The following is a 14738-nucleotide window of genomic DNA, read 5'->3' as shown; positions in this document are numbered from 1 at the left end:
CGGTGGGGGCCGCCCGGGTCCGTGGGGTGCGCGGGGTGCGACGCGGCCGGCGGTCAGGCCAGCTCGTCGGGGTCGACCCCGAGCAGGTTCGCCACCTGCTCGATGATCACGTCGTGCACGAGATCCGCGAGGTCCTCCCGGTCCATCGCGCGGAACTCCAACGGTCGCCGGTAGAGCACGATGCGCGGCGGCACCTCCTGCCGGCCGGGGCGACCCGGCAGCAGTCGGGCGAGCGGCACCTCGCCGTCCTCCAGCACGTCCGAGTCGTAGACGTTCAGATCCGGTGGGACGTCCTCGACGGCGAACTCCACCCCGGCCAGCTCCTTGGCGAACCGGCGTTCGAGCGTCTCCACGGTGTCGAGCACCAGGTCGTCGAAGACCTCGGCCTTGGTCCGGGCCAGCGGCACGGTGGCCGGCACCAGCCGCCCGCGCAGCCCGCGACCGTGCCGGTCGCGGTGGGTGCGCCGGCCCGAGCCGGGGCGGCTGTTCTGCGGGCTCGTCATGACGCACAGGGTAGCCCGGTGACCCGGCCGTCCCGCCGTCGCGCGGCACGCCCGGCGCGCCGGTGCGCCGATCGGACGAATTGTGATCACCGTGACGGGCGTGTCGTAACGCGAAGCGGTGCGCCGGACCCGGTAATGGGGATACCCTGCCGCACGTGAGGTCACCACGGCGCTGCTCCCGTAACGGCTGCCCCCGGCAAGCGGTCGCCACATTGACCTATGTCTACAACGAGTCGACAGCGGTGGTGGGGCCGCTCGCGGCGTTCGCCGAACCGCACACGTACGACCTGTGTGAGCAGCACGCCCGCAGCCTGACCGCCCCGCGCGGCTGGGACGTGGTACGGCACGAGGGCGAGTTCGAGCCGCCGCCGCCCACCACCGACGACCTGGTCGCGCTGGCCGAGGCGGTCCGCGAGGCCGCCCGCCCGGCGCCGCCGCGTCCCCCCGAGGAGCCCCACCCCAAGCCGAACTCCCAGCCGCCGCACCAGCAGGGCCGTCGCGGCCACCTCCGGGTGATCCCGCCCAACCACTGACCGTCGGGTCAGTGGCCCAGGAAACGGTTGAAGAGGGTGGCGCGGCGGGCCGGGCGGTGGGTGCGGTTCTCGGTGGCGTCGGCCGACGACATGATCTTCAAGCCGGCGTTCATGGCCAGCCACCGCAGCGGCTCCGGCTCCCAGCGCGGCGAGCGGTGCCCGACCCAGGGCAACGCGGTCAGGTCGCTCGCCTCGCCCCGGATCAGGTCGGCAAGCGTACGGCCGGCCAGGTTGCTGGTGCCCACCCCGTCGCCGACGTACCCGCCGGCCCAGGCCAGCCCGGTGCGGCGGTCCAGCCCCACCGAGGCGGCCCAGTCCCGGGCCACACCGAGCGGGCCGCCCCAGGCGTGCGTCACCGGCACGTCCGGCCCGAGCGCGGGAAACAGCTCGCCGAGCGTGCGGCGCAACGCCGCGAACACCCGGGGCTCCCGGTCGAAGCCGGGGCGCACCCGGGAGCCGTAGTGGTAGGGGGCGCCCCGCCCGCCGAACGCCAGCCGACCGTCGGCGGTGCGCTGGCCGTACACGATGAGATGCCGGTGGTCGGCGAACGTCTCCCGGTCGGCCAGGCCGATCCGGGCCCAGGTCTCCGCCGGCAGCGGCGCGGTGGCCACCATCAGTGAGTAGACCGGCGCGACCGCCCGCCGGTGCCCGGGCAGCCCCGGCGTGAAGCCCTCGGTGGCGCGGACCACCACCGGCGCCCGGACCACGCCCGCCGGGGTCACCGCCGCGCCGGGCCGCAGCGCGGTGACCGGGGTGCGTTCGAAGACGCGTACGCCCCGGCGCTCCACCGCCCGGGCCAGGCCCCGGACCAGCTTCGCCGGCTGCACGGTGGCGCAGTGCGGCGTGTACGTGCCGCCGCGTACCCCGTCGGCGGCGCAGCGGGCGGTGGCCTCGGCGGCGTCGAGCAGCACCAGGTCGTCGTCGGTGAGCCCGTGCGCGTGGGCCTGGGCGACCTCGGCGCGGGCCCGGTCGAGCTGCGCCCCGGTGCGGGCCAGCACCACGGTGCCGCCGGCCCGCCAGTCGCAGTCGATGCCCTCGGTGGCGGCCACCCGGCCCACCTCGTGGACGGTGGCGTGCATGGCCCGCTGCATGGCCAGCGCCCGGTCCGGCCCGTGGCGTCGGGCCAGCGCCGGCAGCGAGGTGGGGAACAGCGCCGAGCACCAGCCGCCGTTGCGGCCGGACGCGCCGTACCCGGCGATCTCCCGCTCCAGCACGACGACCCGCAGCGTCGGATCGGCCCGCGCCAGGTAGTACGCCGTCCACAGCCCGGTGTATCCGGCGCCCACGATCGCCACGTCGGCGTCCGTGTCGCCGGGCAGGCCGGGCCGTGGGGTCAGCGGCTCGTCCAGGTCGGACAGCCAGTGGGACAACTCCTGGTAGCGCACCGTCTACAGCCGGGACCACGCCTCGGTCAACACCGTGCGCAGGATCTGCTCGATCTCGTCGAACTGCTGCTGCTCGGCGATCAGCGGCGGGGCGAGCTGCACCACCGGGTCGCCCCGGTCGTCGGCCCGGCAGTAGAGCCCGGCCTGGAAGAGTGCGGTGGAGAGGAAGCCGCGCAGCAGCCGCTCGGACTCCGCCTCGTCGAACGTCTCCCGGGTCGTCTTGTCCTTGACCAGCTCGATGCCGTAGAAGTAGCCGTCGCCCCGGACGTCGCCGACGATCGGCAGGTCGGTCAGCTTCTCCAGGGTGGCGCGGAACGCGTCCTCGTTGGCCCGGACGTGCCCGACCAGGTCCTCCCGGGCGAACACCTCCAGGTTGGCCAGCGCCACCGCGCAGGAGACCGGGTGCCCGCCGAACGTCACGCCGTGGGCGAACATGCCGGTCTCGGTGAGGAACGGCTCCATCAGCCGGTCGCTGGCGATCATCGCGCCGAGCGGCGCGTAGCCGGAGGTGATGCCCTTGGCGGTGGTGATGATGTCCGGCTGGTAGCCGTACCGGGTGGCGCCGAAGTACTCGCCGAGCCGGCCCCAGGAGCAGATCACCTCGTCGCTGACCAGCAGCACGTCGTACGCGTCGCAGATCTCCCGCACCCGGGCGAAGTAGCCGGGCGGCGGCGGGAAGCAGCCGCCGGAGTTCTGCACCGGCTCCAGGAAGACCGCGGCGACCGTGTCCGGCCCCTCCCGTTCGATCGCCCGGCCGATCTCGTCGGCGGCCCACCGGCCGAACGCCTCGGCGTCGTCGCCGTGCTCCGGAGCGCGGTAGAAGTTGGTGTTCGGCACCTTGATCCCGCCGGGCACCAGCGGCTCGAAGTCGCTCTTGATGCCGGGCAGCCCGGTGATCGACAGTGCGCCCATCGAGGTGCCGTGGTAGGCGATGTAGCGGCTGACCACCTTGTGCTTGTTGGGCTGGCCGGTGCGCTTGAAGTAGGCGCGGGCCAGCTTCCAGGCCGCCTCGACGGCCTCGGAGCCGCCGGTGGTGAAGAAGATCCGGTTCAGGTCGCCGGGGGTCAGCGCGGCGATCTTCTCGGCCAACTCCACGGCGGTCGGGTGGGCGTACGACCAGAGCGGGAAGTAGGCCAGCTCGCCGGCCTGCTTGGCGGCGGCCTCGGCCAGCTCGGTCCGGCCGTGGCCGGCGTTGACGACGAAGAGCCCGGCGAGCCCGTCGAGGTAGCGGCGGCCCTGTGCGTCCCAGACGTACGCGCCCTCGCCCCGCACGATGGTCGGAACCTCGCCGGCGGAGTAGCTGGCCATCCGGGTGAAGTGCATCCAGAGGTGGTCGGTGGCGTTGGCCATGTCAGCCCCATCGGGTCTCGGGCCGGTCAGGGGTGACACCGGCCGCTCTGCCCACGGTTATCCCACAGTCGATACGGCCAAGGCAAGTGTTATCGGTGGCGCAGGAGGGTAGGCGCGACGAATTCGGCGCGCTGTGGGCTTCCACACAACGGAAACCGCACCTTCGTGATTCGTCGTCCCGGCGAACCCGGCGCGTCCGGACGGCGAGTGCGCTCACCGGCTACCAACTTGAGCGCGTGGACGGTTCACCGTCGTGAGCCGTCCACGCCATCAAGTTCGTAGCGGCCCGGCACGCCATGCCGCAGTGCCGCCCGCCCGACCGGTTCGCGCAGCGGTCGAGGACGTGCGGGACGTCCGCCAACATGTCCCACCGCAACACGCCGGTGGACCGCAGACGTGCACACGCAGCGTGGCTATCGTGCGGCGCAGCGCATCGAGCGACGCGACGGTGAGCGGGGTGTCCCGCCGCAGGCCGTCGAGTGACGAGGGCGGGAGGGGTCCGTTGGCGAACGAGGTGCTGCGGTTGGCGATGGCGGAGCGGGGCGAGACGGCCGAGTCGCTCGCCGCGAAGGTCCAGGTCGACCCGAAGACGGCGGCGCGCTGGCTGACGGCCGATCGCATCCCCCATCCGCACAGCCGGGTCGCGGTCGCCGAGGTGCTGGGCCGCGAGGTCGCCGAGCTGTGGCCGGAGCCGTTCCGCCGCCGCGACCTGCCGTGGTTCCGCCCGTGGGCCGACCTGGAGCAGGACGCCACCTCGTTGCGATCGTATGAGCCGCTGCTCGTGCCGGGCCTGCTCCAGACCGAGGGGTACGCCCGCGCGGTGCTGGGCACCGGCGCGTTGCTGCCGCCCGCCGAGGTGGACGAGATCGTGGCGAGCCGGATCGCGCGTCAGCGCGTCCTCGACCGGGGCGACCCGCCGCAACTCGTCGTGGTGATCGACGAGGTGGTGCTGCGCCGGCCGGTCGGCGACGGGTCGGTGATGGCCGGGCAACTCCGGCATCTCGCGGCGGTCGCCGAGTGGGAGCACGTCCAGGTCCGGGTGATTCCGGCCGACAACCCGTGGCACACCGGGCTGGCCGGCCCGTTCGTGCTGGGCCGGCTGCCCGACGGGACGGAATTGGCGTATCTCGACAATCAGCTTCGCGGTCAGGTCGTGACCGATCCGGTCGACGTGGCTAGCCTGGGTCGGAGGTGGGAGAGCGTGACCGGCGAGGCGCTGCCCCGGCGGCGCTCGATGGAGCTGATCAGGGGAGTGGCGGAGACATGGACATGACCGGCGCCCGCTGGCGCACCGCGACCCGCAGCAGCAACAATGGCGGAAATTGTGTCGAGGTGGCCGACAACCTGCCCGGTCGGGTGCTGGTGCGCGACAGCAAGGACCGCGCCGGCGGCACGCTCAGCTTCACGCCGACCGCCTGGCGGGCCTTCGTCGGCCAGGCTCAGGCCGTGCCCCAGGTGTAGGTCTGCTTGCGCAGCTTGAGATAGACGAACGCCTCGGTCGACAGCACCCCGGGCACGCCGCGCAGCTTCTGGAGGATCTCCAGCAGGTGTGCGTCGTTGCGGCACACCACCTCGGCCAGCAGGTCGAACGAGCCGGCGGTGATCACCACGTAGTCGACCTCCTCGAACTCGGCGAGCCGGTCGGCCACCGGCTCCAGGTCGCCGTCGGTGCGCAGCCCGATCATGGCCTGCCGGGGGAAGCCGAGTTGGAGCGGATCGGTCACCGCAACGATCTGCATGACGCCGGCGTCGAGCAGGCGCTGCACGCGCTGGCGTACCGCCGCCTCGGAGAGCCCGACCGCCTTGCCGATGCTCGCGTACGGGCGGCGGCCGTCCTCTTGGAGCTGCTCGATGATCTGCTTGGCCACGTCGTCCAACAGAGCGTGATTGGAGCCCTCACGCACGGTGACGCGGCGGGTGCCGTTGCCGTTCTCCAGTTGCCGGTTGGCCATCGCCGCTCCCCATGTCCGATTCGCTGTGCAGAAGCGTAGTGCCCCGGCGCAGTCTGGCGTAATTCGTGGTCCTTAGCTATTCCCACAACGGAATCCCTTGTGAGAGAGGGTTCCTCATGTCAGGATCAGGCCTCCATCGCCACTGACCTCCCGCCGGCGAGCCACCCCCGTCCCGCCGCCGACGATGCCCCCCAAGGAGTCGTCACATGCGTAGTCCCCTCCGGACGCTCACCCGGCGTGGTCTGCTCACCGGAACGCTCGGCTCGGCCGCGCTGCTCGCCACCGCGGGCACGCTTGCCGGCTGCGGCACGAAGGGCGCCCAGCAGACCGAGGCCGGCTGTAAGAGCGACGACGTGTCCGCCACCGAGAAGAAGTTGGCGTTCTCGAACTGGCCGCAGTACATGGACACCGACGAGAAGGACGAGTCGAAGCGCCCCACGCTCGACGCGTTCATCGCCAGCACCGGCGTCCAGGTGACCTACACCGAGGACGTCAACGACAACAACGAGTTCTTCGGCAAGGTGCAGAACCAGCTCGCCGGCTGTCAGAGCACCGGCCGGGACATCATGGTGCTCACCGACTGGATGGCCGCCCGGATGATCCGGCTCGGCTGGGTCCAGAAGCTGGACAAGGCGAAGATCGGAAACGTCGAGGCGAACCTGCTGCCGTCGCTGCGTGGCCGGTCCTTCGACAAGGACACCCAGCTCGCGATCCCATGGCAGTCCGGCCTCGCCGGCCTGGCCTACAACGCGAAGGTGGCCAAGGAGATCCGCACCGTCGACGAGTTGCTCACCCGCCCCGACCTCAAGGGCAAGGTGACCGCGCTGTCGGAGATGCGCGACACCATGGGCCTGCTGCTCCAGTCGAACGGCCACGACCCGGCCAACTTCACCCCGGCCCAGTTCGACGACGCGCTGAACAAGCTCAAGAAGGCCGTGGACAGCAAGCAGATCCGGCGCTTCACCGGCAACGACTACGCGCCCGACCTGGCCAAGGGTGACATCGCCGCGTGCATCGGCTGGTCCGGCGACGTGATCCAGCTCGGCTTCGAGGACTCCAAGATCAAGTTCGTGGTGCCGGAGTCCGGCGTGATGCTCTGGTCGGACAACATGCTGGTGCCGAACAAGGCCACCCACAAGGCCAACGCCGAGGCGCTGATGAACTACTACTACGACCCGGCGGTGGCGGCGAAGCTGGCCGCGTACGTCAACTACATCTGTCCGGTGCAGGGCGCGCAGGCCGAGATGGAGAAGATCGACCCGGACCTGGCGGGAAACCCGCTGATCTTCCCGGACGACGCGATGCTGGCGAAGTCGAAGGTCTTCATGGCCCTCGACGAGCAACGCGAGAAGGAGTACGAGACCAAGTTCCAGCAGGTCATCGGGGCGTGAGGCAGATGGCGCAGGAAACACCGGCCGGCGATCTGCGACTGGCCGACCTGACCAAGCGGTTCGGCGTCTTCACCGCCGTGGACGACCTCAGCCTCACCGTTCCGCAGGGCTCGTTCTTCGCCCTGCTCGGCGCGTCCGGCTGCGGCAAGACCACCACACTGCGGATGATCGCCGGGCTGGAGACACCGACCGGCGGGCAGGTGCTGCTCGGCGACCGGGACATCACCGGGCTGCGGCCGTACAAGCGGCCGGTCAACACCGTGTTCCAGAGCTACGCGCTCTTTCCGCACCTCGACATCCACGAGAACGTGGCGTTCGGGCTGCGCCGCCGGGGCATCCGCAAGGTGGGCGACCAGGTCGAGCGGATGCTCGCGTTGGTGCAGCTCCAGGGGTACGGCCGACGCCGGCCGGCCCAGCTCTCCGGCGGCCAGCAGCAGCGCGTCGCGCTGGCCCGGGCGCTCATCAACCACCCGCAGGTGCTGCTGCTCGACGAGCCGCTCGGCGCGCTCGACCTGAAACTGCGCCGGCAGATGCAGCTTGAGCTGAAGCGCATCCAGACCGAGGTCGGCATCACGTTCGTGCACGTCACCCACGACCAGGAGGAGGCCATGACGATGGCCGACACGGTCGCGGTGATGAACGCCGGCCGGATCGAGCAGCTCGGCGCGCCGGCTGACATCTACGAGTACCCGGCCACCGCGTTCGTGGCGAACTTCCTCGGCCAGTCCAACCTGCTCGCCGGTGAGGCCGGCGGCCACGCCGGGGACGACGTGCTGGTCACCGCGCACGGCGCGCGCTTCTCGGTGCCCGCCGGCCGGGCCCGGCTCGTCGACGGGCCGGCCTTCCTCGGCGTACGCCCGGAAAAGCTGCACCTGGTCGACGGCCCCGACGAGGTGCCCGCCGGCCACCAGCACGTCGGCGGCGTGGTCACCGACGCCTCCTACGTCGGGGTGAGCACCCAGTACCTGGTGCGCACCGCGTGGGGCAGCGAGCTGTCCGTGTTCGCGGCGAACAGCGGGCTGGGCGGTCGGCTCGCCACCGGCACGCCGGTGACCGCGCACTGGGACCCCCGGCACGCGTTCCTGCTGCCCCGGGCCGGCGGCGCGGACGACCAGACCACGCCGCTGCTCGACGAGCCGCCGGTCGGGGCGTTGCCGTGACCGCGCTGGCCCACGTCCCCACCTCCGCCGGGTCACCCGCGCCCCCGCCGGCGCGGCGCGGGCGGAACCGGCTGCTGCCGTACCTGCTGTTGCTGCCCGGCGCGGCCTGGCTGCTGGTCTTCTTCGCGCTGCCGCTGCTGCAACTCGCCGCCGCCAGCCTCTACGACCCGGCCGGCTCGCTCTCCACCGGGTACGCGATGACCTGGGCGGTCGGCAACTACCCGGACGCGTTGCAGGCGTACTGGCCGCAGTTCCTGCGGTCCTTCCTGTACTCGGCGATCGCGCTGGTGCTGGCGCTGCTGATGGGGTACCCGCTGGCGTACGCGATCGCGCAGAAGGCCGGCCGCTGGAAGAACCTGCTGCTGGTGGCCGTGGTCGCGCCGATGTTCACCAGCTTCCTGGTGCGCACGCTGGCCTGGAAGACCATCCTGTCGGACAACGGCGCGGTGGTCGGGCTGCTGCGCGACGTGCACCTGCTCGGGCCGGACGGCCGGCTGCTGGCCACCCCGATCGCGGTGGTGCTCGGCCTGACGTACAACTTCCTGCCGTTCCTGGTGCTGCCGCTGTACGCGAGCCTGGAGCGGCTCGATCCCCGGCTGCTGGAGGCGGCGAGCGACCTGTACGCGAGCCCGCTGCGCGCGTTCGCCCGGGTCACGTTGCCGCTGTCGATGCCCGGCCTGATCGCCGGCACGCTGCTGTTCTTCATCCCGGCCACCGGCGACTACATCAACGCGGAGCTGCTCGGCACGCCGAACGAGTACATGATCGGCAACGTCATCGACTCGGCGTTCCTGGTCCGGCTCGACTATCCGCAGGGCGCGGCGCTGTCGTTCCTGCTGATGGCCGCGATCCTGGTGATCGTCTTCGCCTACCTGCGCCGGGCCGGCACGGAGGAGGTGCTGTGAACGCGCGACGCTGGCTCGCCGACCGGTGGGTGATGGGCGTGGCCCTGCTCGTGCTCGGCTACCTCACGCTGCCGATCCTGGTGGTCGCCGGGCTCTCCTTCAACCGCCCGTCCAGCCGGGTCTCCTACGACTTCAACGAGTTCACGCTGGACAACTGGGCCCGCCCCTGCGCCACCGCCGACATGTGCGATGCGGTGGTGCGCAGCATGGAGATCGGTCTGATCGCCACCGTGGTCTCCACCGTGCTCGGCACGCTGATGGCGTTCGCGCTGGTCCGGCACGGCTTCCGCGGCCGGTCCGGGATCAACGGACTGATCTTCCTGCCGATGGCCACCCCGGAACTGGTGATGGGCACCTCGCTGCTCGCGCTCTTCGTCGCCGCCGGCGTGCCGCAGGGCTTCTGGACCATCGTCATCGCGCACGTGATGTTCTGCGTGTCGTTCGTGGTGGTCACCGTGAAGGCCCGGCTCGCCGGCATGGACCGGCGGCTGGAGGAGGCCGCCATGGACCTGTACGCCAGCGAGTGGCAGACGTTCCGCCGGATCACGCTGCCGCTGGTGCTGCCCGGCATCGTCGCCGCCGCGCTGCTGGCGTTCTCACTCAGCTTCGACGACTTCATCATCACCAACTTCAACGCCGGCACCACCGTCACGTTCCCGATGTACGTCTGGGGTGCCGCCCAGCGGGGCATCCCGCCGCAGGTCAACGTCATCGGCACGGCCATGTTCGGAATAGCGTTGCTGCTGGTCGGGGCCAGCTCGCTGCGCGGCCGGCGGGCCCGCAAGGCGGCGCTCGCGGTGATCGCCACCCCGGCGGGCAGGCCATGACGCTCCCGCATACCGGCCGGGCGCTGGCCGACGCCGCGCCCGTGCCGTACTGGCTGGACCGCCCGACACGCCCCGACCCGCTGCCGCCGCTCACCGGCCCGGCGACCGCCGACCTGCTGGTGATCGGCGGCGGATACGCCGGGCTGTGGACCGCGTTGCTGGCCAAGGAGGCCGACCCGGACCGCGACGTGCTGCTGGTCGACGCCGGCACCTGTGGCTGGGCGGCGTCCGGGCGCAACGGCGGGTTCTGCGCCGCGTCGCTCACGCACGGGCTGGCCAACGGCGTCGAGCGGTTCCCCGACGAGATCGGCGAGCTGGAACGGCTCGGCCGGGAGAACCTGGACGCGATCGGCGCGACGATCGACAGGCACGGCATCGACTGCGACTTCGAACGCACCGGCGAACTGGCGGTGGCCGTCGCGCCGTACCAGCTCGACGGGCTCGCCGCCGACGCCGAGCTGGGCCGCCGGCACGGCCGCGACGTGCGGCTGCTCGACCGCGACGAGGTACGCGCCGAGGTGGCCTCGCCGACGTACCTCGGAGGGCTCTGGGACACCGACCGGACGGCGCTGCTCGACCCGGCGAAGCTCGCCTGGGGGCTGCGCCGGGCCGCGCTCGACCTCGGCGTCCGGATCCACGAGCACACCCGGGTCACCGGGCTGACCGCCGACGGCCCGGCGCTGCGCGCCACCACGGCCGGCGGCGCGGACGCCGCGCCCGGCACCGTACGCGCGGCCCGGGTGGCGCTGGCCACCAACGCGTTCCCGCCGCTGCTGCGCCGGCTGCGCGCCTGGACCGTGCCGGTCTACGACTACGCGCTGATGACCGAGCCGCTGACCGCCGCCCAGCGGGACGCGGTCGGCTGGCGCAACCGGCAGGGGCTGGCGGACACCGGCAACCAGTTCCACTACTACCGGCTCACCGCCGACAACCGGATCCTGTTCGGCGGCTACGACGCCGTCTACCACTACGGCAACCGTGTGGCCCCCGCGCTGGAACAACGCGAGGCCACGTTCCACACGCTGGCCGCGCACTTCCTCACCACGTTCCCGCAACTGGACGGGCTGCGGTTCAGCCACCGTTGGGGCGGCGTCATCGACACCTGCACCCGGTTCTGCGCGTTCTTCGGCACCGCCCACCAGGGGCGACTGGCGTACGCGGCCGGGTACACCGGGCTCGGCGTCGGCGCGACCCGGTTCGGCGCGCGGGTCACGCTCGACCTGCTCGCCGGCGCGGACACCCCGCTCACCCGACTCGACCTGGTCCGCCGCAAGCCGCTGCCGTTCCCGCCGGAGCCGATCCGGGCCGCCGGCATCAACCTCACCCGATGGTCGCTCGCCCGCGCCGACGCGCGGGACGGGCGGCGCAACCTCTGGCTCCGTACTCTCGACCGTTTTGGACTGGGGTTCGACTCCTGATGCGTATCCTGCTCGTCGGCGCCGGTGGCGTCGGCTCCGCCGCCGTATCCATCGCCGCCCGCCGTTCCTTCTTCGAGACCATGGTGGTCGCCGACCACGACCCGGCGCGCGCCGCCCGGGCGGTCGCCGGACACGGCGACCGGTTCGTGGCCGCCACCGTCGACGCCTCGGACGCCGACGCGGTCGCCGCGCTCTGCCGGGAACACCGGATCACCCACGTGTTCAACGCGGTCGACCCGCGCTTCGTCCTGCCGATCTTCGACGGGGCGTTCGCGGCCGGCGCCGACTACCTCGACATGGCCATGTCGCTGTCCCGGCCGCACCCCGACCGCCCCTACGCGGAGACCGGCGTCAAGCTCGGCGACGAGCAGTTCGCCGCCGCCGACCGCTGGGCCGCCGCCGGCCGGCTGGCGCTCTGCGGCATCGGCGTCGAGCCGGGCCTGTCCGACGTGTTCGCCCGCTACGCCGCCGACGAGCTGTTCACCGGGATCGACGAGATCGGGGTACGCGACGGCGCGAACCTCACCGTCGCCGGCTACGACTTCGCGCCGTCGTTCTCCATCTGGACCACCATCGAGGAGTGCCTCAACCCGCCGGTGGTCTGGGAGGCCGACCGCGGCTGGTTCACCACCGAGCCGTTCAGTGAGCCGGAGGTCTTCGACTTCCCGGCCGGCATCGGCCCGGTCGAGTGCGTCAACGTGGAGCACGAGGAGGTGCTGCTCATCCCGCGCTGGGTGAAGGCGAGGCGGGTCACCTTCAAGTACGGCCTCGGCGCGGAGTTCATCGAGGTGCTGCGCACGCTGCACAAGCTCGGCCTGGACTCGACCGCCCCGGTGCGGGTGCGCGGCGTCGACGTGGCGCCGCGCGACGTGGTGGCCGCCGCGCTGCCCGACCCGGCCACGCTCGGCGATCGGATGAGCGGCAAGACCTGCGCCGGCACGTACGTCACCGGCACCGGGCCGGACGGCCGGCCCCGCGGGGTCTACCTCTACCACGTGGTCGACAACGAGTGGTCGATGACCGAGTACGGGCACCAGGCGGTGGTCTGGCAGACCGCGGTCAACCCGGTCGTCGCGCTGGAGCTGCTGGCCACCGGCGCCTGGTCCGGTACGGGTGTGCTCGGCCCCGAGGCGCTGCCGCCGACGCCCTTCCTCGACCTGCTCACCGACTACGGTTCCCCCTGGGGGATGGAGGAACGATGACCCGCTACGGCCCGATGTACGGCCCCGACGTCACGTTCCTCGGCGTGCCGCCGTGCACGGTCGAGGAACCGGTCACCTACGCCGACGCCGACGTGGTGGTCATCGGCGCGCCGTTCGACGGCGGCACCTCGCACCGGCCGGGCACCCGGTTCGGGCCGTCCGCCATCCGGCAGGCCTGCTACCTGCCGCACGACGGCTCCCGCCCGTCGCTGGCGCTGCGCGTGGACGCGCTCAAGGACCTGTGCGTCTACGACGCCGGGGACGTGGAGATGTTCGGCGGCGACATCGAACGCTCGCTGGCCGCGCTGGAGACCGCCGTGCACGCGGTCGCCGCCGCCGGGGCGATCCCGGTGGTGCTCGGCGGCGACCACTCCATCGCGCTGCCGGACGCCACCGGCGTGGCCCGGCACCACGGGCTCGGCCGTGTCTCGCTCGTGCACTTCGACGCGCACGCCGACACCGGCGACGTCGAGTTCGGCTCGCTGCACGGGCACGGCCAGCCGATGCGCCGGCTCATCGAGTCCGGCGCGGTACGCGGCGACCGGTTCCTCCAGATCGGCCTGCGCGGCTACTGGCCCGGCCCGGACACGTTGGCCTGGATGGCGGAGCAGCGGATGCGCTCGTACGAGATGACCGAGATCGTGGCGCGCGGCCTGGACACCTGTCTCACCGAGGCGTTCGGCATCGCCACCGACGAGTGCGAGGGCGTGTTCCTCTCCGTCGACGTGGACGTGGTCGACCCCGGCATGGCCCCCGGCACCGGCACCCCCGAGCCCGGCGGGTTCACCTCCCGCGAGCTGCTCGACGCGGTCCGCCGGGTCTGCTACGAGCTGCCCGTGGTCGGCCTGGACGTGGTCGAGGTCGCCCCGCCGTACGACCACGCCGACATCACCGCCTACCTCGGCAACCGCGTCGTCCTTGAGGCCCTGTCCGCGATTGCCCGCCGCCGCCGCGACGCCGAGACGGGCACGACCTGGAACCCCACCCAACCCCTCCTCGACGCCCGCTGAACGTGGCCCCCTAGAGACGCGTTGATCTTGCAGTTGGTGCCCCGGCATTCCGGTCTTTTGGGGCATCAGACGGGCATCAACTGCAAGATCGCGCGGGGAGGCGGGGCGGTTTAGCACAGGGGCGCGGGGGTTGGGGGTTGTGCACAAGGGAGGGGTTGTCCACAGCGGGGTTGGGTGAGGGCGGGGAACGGGGCGGCGGGGGCGCGATGGTGGACCCATGGCTACCGAGTTGTGGCGTACCCGGGAGTTGATGCGGTTGCTCACCGTGAGGCGGGTACGTACACAGGTCAAGCGGGAGGAGCTGACCCGGATCCGGCGCGGTGTCTACGCGCCGACGCCCTGCGACGACGAGGACGAGCTGCGCGCGCTGCTGCTGTGTCTGCCCGACGGCGCAATGCTGGCCATGCAGACAGCGGCGCGCCGCCATGGGTTCGGCGTACTCCGAGAGGTCGCCGTGCACGTGCAGTTGCCGCCGAGCGTCGCCAAGCCTCGGCTGCCCGGTCTGGTCGTCCATCATTCCGTGCTACCGATCCGGCCGGTGAGCGTCGGTGGCCTGCCGTGTGTGCCCGCCGCCCAGTGCGCGGTCGACCTGGCCCGCCGGGTTCGCCGGATGGACGCGTTGCCGGTGCTCGACGCCGCACTCCGCTCCGGTGCCGTCACGGTCGACGACTTCGCGGCGGAGTTGCCGCTGCACCGGGCCCTGCGCGGGATCCGGCAGGCTCGTGATCTCGTGCCGCGAGCCGACGGCCGATCCGAGTGTCGACAGGAGAGCCAGTTGCGACTGGTGCTGCTCGACGGCGGACTACCCGCACCGGAGCCGCAGATGTGGATCTTCGATCAGCACGGCATTCCGCGCTTCCGAACTGACCTGGGCTACCGCGATCGTCGGGTGGGGATCGAGTACGACGGTCTGACCCACCTCGATCGGGACCGCATGCGGTACGACCGGGACCGGATCAACTGGTTGGACGCGAACGGCTGGCGGATGCGCTACTTCACCGACCGCGACCTCTACCGCCGCCCGTCCCACATCCTCACCACCCTCCGCGCCGCCCTAACCCCCTAACCCCCCGTTCCCGTTCCCGTTCCCGTTCCCGCGATC

The 14738-nt window shown here is 72.0% G+C and carries 15 protein-coding genes; 11 read left to right on the top strand and 4 right to left on the bottom strand.

All coding sequences use genetic code 11. The annotated features are described in order from the left end of the window. Positions 1 to 53: 53 nt before the first annotated feature. Positions 54 to 503, bottom strand: coding sequence for a metallopeptidase family protein (locus tag AB0B02_RS20540; RefSeq protein WP_107157758.1), 450 nt, complete (start codon positions 501 to 503; stop codon positions 54 to 56). Between the two features lie 155 nt (positions 504 to 658). On the opposite strand from AB0B02_RS20540, the gene AB0B02_RS20535 reads away from it, so the two are divergent. Then, positions 659 to 1036, top strand: coding sequence for a DUF3499 domain-containing protein (locus AB0B02_RS20535; RefSeq protein ID WP_357302471.1), 378 nt, complete (start codon positions 659 to 661; stop codon positions 1034 to 1036). An 8-nt stretch (positions 1037 to 1044) separates the two neighbouring features. Here AB0B02_RS20535 and AB0B02_RS20530 read toward each other — a convergent pair whose 3' ends face one another. Both AB0B02_RS20530 and AB0B02_RS20525 read right to left on the bottom strand, forming a co-directional pair. After that, positions 1045 to 2421, bottom strand: coding sequence for an FAD-dependent oxidoreductase (locus AB0B02_RS20530; RefSeq protein ID WP_357302468.1), 1377 nt, complete (start codon positions 2419 to 2421; stop codon positions 1045 to 1047). A gap of 3 nt (positions 2422 to 2424) precedes the next feature. Further along, entirely contained in the window at positions 2425 to 3771 is a 1347-nt protein-coding gene (locus AB0B02_RS20525) for an aspartate aminotransferase family protein (protein ID WP_281944050.1), read from the bottom strand. 529 nt (positions 3772 to 4300) lie between these two features. On the opposite strand from AB0B02_RS20525, the gene AB0B02_RS20520 reads away from it, so the two are divergent. Together AB0B02_RS20520 and AB0B02_RS20515 are read left to right on the top strand one after the other, a co-directional pair. After that, positions 4301 to 5044, top strand: coding sequence for a helix-turn-helix transcriptional regulator (locus AB0B02_RS20520; RefSeq protein ID WP_281944196.1), 744 nt, complete (start codon positions 4301 to 4303; stop codon positions 5042 to 5044). Next, on the top strand, positions 5035 to 5232 hold the full coding sequence (locus AB0B02_RS20515) for a DUF397 domain-containing protein (RefSeq protein WP_281944049.1): 198 nt from the start codon (positions 5035 to 5037) through the stop codon (positions 5230 to 5232). The genes AB0B02_RS20520 and AB0B02_RS20515 overlap by 10 nt, the downstream gene beginning before the upstream one ends. Here the strand turns inward: AB0B02_RS20515 and AB0B02_RS20510 are convergent. Beyond that, positions 5211 to 5723: an Lrp/AsnC family transcriptional regulator gene (locus AB0B02_RS20510; RefSeq protein ID WP_281944047.1), complete on the bottom strand. Its 513-nt coding sequence runs from the start codon at positions 5721 to 5723 to the stop codon at positions 5211 to 5213. The two genes, AB0B02_RS20515 and AB0B02_RS20510, sit on opposite strands and share 22 nt — an antisense overlap. A gap of 206 nt (positions 5724 to 5929) precedes the next feature. Between AB0B02_RS20510 and AB0B02_RS20505 the strand changes: the two genes are divergently transcribed. From AB0B02_RS20505 to AB0B02_RS20470, 8 genes are all read left to right on the top strand, one after another. After that, positions 5930 to 7114 carry a spermidine/putrescine ABC transporter substrate-binding protein gene (locus AB0B02_RS20505; RefSeq protein WP_281944046.1) on the top strand — a complete coding sequence of 395 codons (1185 nt, stop codon included), beginning with the start codon at positions 5930 to 5932 and terminating at the stop codon, positions 7112 to 7114. Positions 7115 to 7119: 5 nt separating this feature from the next. Next, positions 7120 to 8274, top strand: a complete 1155-nt coding sequence (locus tag AB0B02_RS20500) for an ABC transporter ATP-binding protein (RefSeq protein ID WP_281944044.1) — start codon at positions 7120 to 7122, stop codon at positions 8272 to 8274. Then, positions 8271 to 9179 carry an ABC transporter permease gene (locus AB0B02_RS20495; protein WP_107157750.1) on the top strand — a complete coding sequence of 303 codons (909 nt, stop codon included), beginning with the start codon at positions 8271 to 8273 and terminating at the stop codon, positions 9177 to 9179. The genes AB0B02_RS20500 and AB0B02_RS20495 overlap by 4 nt, the downstream gene beginning before the upstream one ends. Further along, entirely contained in the window at positions 9176 to 10006 is an 831-nt protein-coding gene (locus tag AB0B02_RS20490; protein WP_281944041.1) for an ABC transporter permease, read from the top strand. The genes AB0B02_RS20495 and AB0B02_RS20490 overlap by 4 nt, the downstream gene beginning before the upstream one ends. Further along, on the top strand, positions 10003 to 11424 hold the full coding sequence (locus AB0B02_RS20485) for an FAD-dependent oxidoreductase (RefSeq protein WP_357302460.1): 1422 nt from the start codon (positions 10003 to 10005) through the stop codon (positions 11422 to 11424). The genes AB0B02_RS20490 and AB0B02_RS20485 overlap by 4 nt, the downstream gene beginning before the upstream one ends. After that, positions 11424 to 12626, top strand: a complete 1203-nt coding sequence (locus AB0B02_RS20480) for a saccharopine dehydrogenase C-terminal domain-containing protein (protein ID WP_357302456.1) — start codon at positions 11424 to 11426, stop codon at positions 12624 to 12626. Before AB0B02_RS20485 ends, AB0B02_RS20480 begins: the two co-directional genes overlap by 1 nt. After that, entirely contained in the window at positions 12623 to 13636 is a 1014-nt protein-coding gene (gene speB, locus AB0B02_RS20475) for an agmatinase (RefSeq protein WP_281944035.1), read from the top strand. The genes AB0B02_RS20480 and speB overlap by 4 nt, the downstream gene beginning before the upstream one ends. A gap of 217 nt (positions 13637 to 13853) precedes the next feature. After that, positions 13854 to 14702 (top strand): DUF559 domain-containing protein, encoded by an 849-nt coding sequence (locus AB0B02_RS20470; protein ID WP_357302453.1) that lies wholly within the window; start codon positions 13854 to 13856, stop codon positions 14700 to 14702. Positions 14703 to 14738 lie beyond the last annotated feature (36 nt).

Origin of the sequence: Micromonospora sp. NPDC049240 (genome assembly GCF_040647835.1) — a bacterium.
In the GTDB taxonomy this organism is placed as follows: Bacteria; Actinomycetota; Actinomycetes; order Mycobacteriales; family Micromonosporaceae; genus Micromonospora.
The sequence above is the reverse complement of the archived record's forward strand: the minus strand, read 5'-3'. Positions and strand labels throughout refer to the sequence as shown.

Bases quoted from the DNA above. Each gene is read 5' to 3' on its own strand.
- AB0B02_RS20485 (WP_357302460.1), top strand. From the start codon at position 10,003: ATGACGCTCCCGCATACCGGCCGGGCGCTGGCCGACGCCGCGCCCGTG.
- AB0B02_RS20515 (WP_281944049.1), top strand. From the start codon at position 5,035: ATGGACATGACCGGCGCCCGCTGGCGCACCGCGACCCGCAGCAGCAAC.
- AB0B02_RS20470 (WP_357302453.1), top strand. From the start codon at position 13,854: ATGGCTACCGAGTTGTGGCGTACCCGGGAGTTGATGCGGTTGCTCACC.
- AB0B02_RS20520 (WP_281944196.1), top strand. From the start codon at position 4,301: ATGGCGGAGCGGGGCGAGACGGCCGAGTCGCTCGCCGCGAAGGTCCAG.
- AB0B02_RS20540 (WP_107157758.1), bottom strand. From the start codon at position 503: ATGACGAGCCCGCAGAACAGCCGCCCCGGCTCGGGCCGGCGCACCCAC.
- AB0B02_RS20500 (WP_281944044.1), top strand. From the start codon at position 7,120: ATGGCGCAGGAAACACCGGCCGGCGATCTGCGACTGGCCGACCTGACC.
- AB0B02_RS20510 (WP_281944047.1), bottom strand. From the start codon at position 5,723: ATGGCCAACCGGCAACTGGAGAACGGCAACGGCACCCGCCGCGTCACC.
- AB0B02_RS20525 (WP_281944050.1), bottom strand. From the start codon at position 3,771: ATGGCCAACGCCACCGACCACCTCTGGATGCACTTCACCCGGATGGCC.
- speB (WP_281944035.1), top strand. From the start codon at position 12,623: ATGACCCGCTACGGCCCGATGTACGGCCCCGACGTCACGTTCCTCGGC.
- AB0B02_RS20480 (WP_357302456.1), top strand. From the start codon at position 11,424: ATGCGTATCCTGCTCGTCGGCGCCGGTGGCGTCGGCTCCGCCGCCGTA.
- AB0B02_RS20505 (WP_281944046.1), top strand. From the start codon at position 5,930: ATGCGTAGTCCCCTCCGGACGCTCACCCGGCGTGGTCTGCTCACCGGA.